Origin of the sequence: uncultured Selenomonas sp., from assembly GCA_905372355.1 — a bacterium.
GTDB lineage: Bacteria > Bacillota > Negativicutes > Selenomonadales > Selenomonadaceae > Selenomonas.
This window is the reverse complement of the sequence record CAJPOT010000037.1, coordinates 1-3,785: the sequence shown is the minus strand read 5'-3', so window position 1 is coordinate 3,785 and position 3,785 is coordinate 1. Positions and strand designations below refer to the sequence as shown.

Here is a 3,785-nt window from a genome sequence, read left to right as displayed (position 1 = left end):
TCGGGGAAGCGGGCAAGTTCGCCATCGTGCTCGCCATGAGCGCCATCGGTCTCAACACGGACTTCGCCGCGCTCTTAAAGAACGGTGTGCGCCCCATCACGCTCGGGCTTTTCTGCTGGATCGCCGTCGCCGTTGTTTCGCTCATCGTGCAGCATTTCATCGGTATCATCTGATACACGTTTATAGAAAAAGACGGCGGGATTGTACACGGGAAGGCGGCCTTTTTTTCAACCGGCACGGACATATCTTGCGCCTGATTCATTATCCACACTGTCCACAATCCTGTGGATAAGTTCTGCACAGAGCGGCTGATGGTTGATTTTTCTTGCGAAAGCAGCGACTTTTCCACAGGGTTTATGCACAAAGTGGACAAATCTGGGGATAAGTTCTAGGGAAGCACTGATAAATTCAGCCCCCCATCTTCGCACATCTGGCGACTTCATTTTATCAGCGCTTCCCTAAGCATATCCATCTTGGAAGGAGGCCCTATGGTATCCGAATGGGAAATACTCTTGCGGCTGACGCTCTCGTGTGTCCTCGGCGGCGTCATCGGCTACGAGAGGCAGTCGCGCCGCAAGTCGGCGGGGCTTCGCACGAACATGCTCGTGTGCCTCGGCTCGTGCCTCGTCATGCTCATCTCGACGGCGATCTATCAGGGCGTCGAAGGCAGGACGAACGCTGATCCTGCACGCCTTGCGGCGCAGGTCGTCTCTGGCATCGGCTTCTTGGGTGCAGGCGCAATCATGAAGGAGGGGCTGACGGTCACGGGACTGACGACGGCCGCCTGCCTCTGGGTCGTCGCGGGCGTCGGCCTCGCCGTCGGCGGTGGCTACTATACAGCGGCTCTTTTGGCGACAGGGCTCGTCTTCGTGACGCTCGGCGCGCTTTCGCGCATCGACGAGTGGGTGCTGCACGATAACCACATCCTCTTGACGGTCTTCACACGCGACCTGCCCGGCCAGATCGTACACATCAACGAGTGCCTGGAGGATATGAGCCTCACCGTGCATACGGTCAAGACGATGCGCTCGCATGACAGCGACCATGCTCTCGTGCTGGAATTCGAGCTTTTCAACCACGCGAAGATCAAGGGCGTCGCGCTCGCCGAAGCCGTCAGCCGCATCGAGGGCGTCACGGGCGTCAATATCGCCTGAGAGAAAGAGTCAGCGTCCTGAGATGCCTCCAAACTAGGCGGTTTGCCCTGCAAGGCGCGGCACGATGGTATTCTCGGTCGATTAGACGCAAGCGGGAGAATTTGCTATAATGAAGTGGCAATAAGACAGTTCCGCGCTTTTCCAAGAGAAAATCTCTTGGAGGAATTGCTCCTAATATCTATATTTTTATGAAAGGGTGTGGAAACCTTGAATCTTTCTGTACGCATTTTCATCTCGCTCATCCTCGCGGTCGTCGTCGGACTTGCCGTGGGAGAAGAGTACATCGGCTTCATCAACTGGTGGATCGCGCCGATCGGCACGATCTTCATCAACCTCATCAAGATGATGATCGTGCCCGTCGTCTTCTCGTCGCTGATCGTCGGCGTCACGAGCCTCGGCGACACGAAGACGCTCGGGCGCATCAGCGCCAAGACCGTCGGCATTTACCTCTTTACGACGGCGGTCGCCATCGTCATCGGCTTCGCCGTCGCGGGCGTCATTCATCCGGGCGTAGGGCTTCAGATGAGCGGCACGGCGCCCGAGGTGAAGGAAGCGCCGTCCATCATGCAGGTCTTCGTCAACATGATCCCGACCAATCCCGTCGCGTCGATGGCGAAGGGCGACATCCTGCCCGTCATCATCTTCGCGCTCTTCATCGGCGTTTCCATCACGCAGGTCGGCGGCGAACGCGGCGAGAAGCTCATCCACTTCTTTGACGCCTGCGCCGAGGTTTGCTACAAGGCGATCGGCATGATTATGTCGTTCGCGCCGTACGGCGTCTTCGCGCTCCTTTTGCCCGTCGTCGCAAAGAACGGGCCGAAGGTGCTGCTGCCGCTCCTTTCCGTCATCGTCTGCTCCTTCATCGGCAGCGTCATCCACGCGGTTCTCGTCTACTCAACGATGGCTTCCGTCTTCGGCAAGATGAGTCCCGTGAAGTTCTTCCGCGGCATGTCGGAAGCGATGATGCTCGCGTTTACGACGTGTTCGAGTTCGGGCACACTGCCGGTCAACATGAAGAACTGCGAGGAGAAGCTCGGCGTCTCGCGCAAGATCTCGTCCTTCGTCCTGCCTCTGGGCGCGACGATCAACATGGACGGCACGGCACTCTACATGGGCGTGTGCTCGCTCTTCATCGCGAACGTCTTCGGCATCGATCTCACGTTCCAGCAGATGGCGATGATCGTCCTCACGGGCACGCTCGCTTCCATCGGCACGGCAGGCGTGCCGGGCGCGGGCCTCATCATGCTCGCGATGGTTCTGCAGGCGGCTCAGCTCCCGTTTGAAGGCCTTGCCCTCGTCGCCGGCATCGACCGCATCCTCGACATGATCCGCACATGCCTCAACGTCACGGGCGATGGCGCTGTCGCCGTCGTCGTCGCGGCATCCGAAGGCGAGCATTCCTCATCGAAGAACTAAGGAGAATGCCATGCGGCATGGTCTTGCAAGGATTCTGACGCGCGTTCTTCTTTTCGCCCTTCTCACGGCGGTTCTTCCTTTGCCTGCAAATGCAGCAGAGAGTGCGGCAGCTTCTGCCGTCAAGGTCGCAGCCAGTGAGAATGCGGCTGCCAAGGCTGCAGCCGCCGAAAAGGGGTCTGACGCAAAATCTTCAGCGGAAAGCGCGGCCGACCCAAAGGCGGCGTCCGGGAAGGAGATGCTTCCCGCGCCGCTCGGCCAGCGTCATATCGTGCTGCTGCGTCCCGTCGTGCCGCGCTCGATGCCGCCCGAGGTCATCGAGGAGATGAAGTCGCGCTTCGTGCGCGACTTCCGCGTGCCGCTCAATGAGACGCTGCGCGCCGTGGTCTATGCAGACGACGCCGGCGTGCAGCAGGCGATGAAGATCATCTACGACGGAAAGGGAAAGCTTGAGGAGCGTGTGCGCGAAGCCGCGAAGGCGACGGATGCCGACTACATCGCGGGTTTCGTCGTCACGAATTACGGGGAGTCCTCCTATCGCAACTGGAAGGGCGATCTCATCCTGCACAGCTACGTCAGTCTGCAGCTCATCGGCTACGACCGCGAGCGCGATCTCGTCATCGATCTGCCTGCTTCGCGCGGCTACAACGGTGAGTATACGAGGAGCGGCACAGCGCGCATCCTCGCGCTCTTCGAGCTTGACCGCTTGATGGACGAGGCGAACTTTTCCTCGACGCTCTTTCCCGTCACGGACTGGATCGACAAGCCGCGCGAAAAGAGTGCGGATGCAAAATGATACAGGAAAAGGGGATGTGAAATAGCACGTCTCTAAATAACAAGGGGCTGTCGCACATAAATCATGTGCGACAGCTTTTTCATGCACAAAAAAGCCTCCGCCCTAGCAAAAGGGGGGAGGCGAGTGCAAAATAGACTTATGCTAAAAAACCGAATCTTACAACCAGATTATACCGCATGGAGCGAAAACTTATCAACCTTGCCTGCCTCTAAATTTTGAAATGCAGATTCCCAAGAATGACCCGGTTCGCCTGCTGCGCCAATCCTGCATAGCCCCGTTTTGCTGGGGGACGTGCCTTTCGCGCACGGTGTCACGCACACGGTTGACAGCAATGCGTTTCCATGCTATACTCTGTTACAGTGAAGGGAGAAATTCTCGGGAAAATGCCATGAGTTTTAGATTTTTCCCGTGGACAAAAGTTT

3 protein-coding genes and 1 pseudogene are annotated in these 3,785 nt (G+C 57.9%); all 4 read left to right on the top strand.

Annotated features, from left to right (window positions below; all coding sequences use genetic code 11):
* Positions 1–173 (top strand): annotated as a pseudogene (locus tag QZ177_RS10405) (putative sulfate exporter family transporter); the annotation flags it as partial.
* Between the two features lie 315 nt (positions 174–488).
* Positions 489–1,154 carry an MgtC/SapB family protein gene (locus QZ177_RS10400; RefSeq protein ID WP_294177423.1) on the top strand — a complete coding sequence of 222 codons (666 nt, stop codon included), beginning with the start codon at positions 489–491 and terminating at the stop codon, positions 1,152–1,154.
* Between the two features lie 198 nt (positions 1,155–1,352).
* Positions 1,353–2,570 (top strand): dicarboxylate/amino acid:cation symporter, encoded by a 1,218-nt coding sequence (locus QZ177_RS10395; protein WP_294177422.1) that lies wholly within the window; start codon positions 1,353–1,355, stop codon positions 2,568–2,570.
* Between the two features lie 10 nt (positions 2,571–2,580).
* Positions 2,581–3,363: a hypothetical protein gene (locus QZ177_RS10390; protein ID WP_294177420.1), complete on the top strand. Its 783-nt coding sequence runs from the start codon at positions 2,581–2,583 to the stop codon at positions 3,361–3,363.
* The last annotated feature ends 422 nt before the right edge of the window (positions 3,364–3,785 follow it).

Coding starts and splice junctions, on each gene's coding strand:
- QZ177_RS10400 (WP_294177423.1), top strand. CDS start 489: ATGGTATCCGAATGGGAAATACTCTTGCGGCTGACGCTCTCGTGTGTC.
- QZ177_RS10390 (WP_294177420.1), top strand. CDS start 2,581: ATGCGGCATGGTCTTGCAAGGATTCTGACGCGCGTTCTTCTTTTCGCC.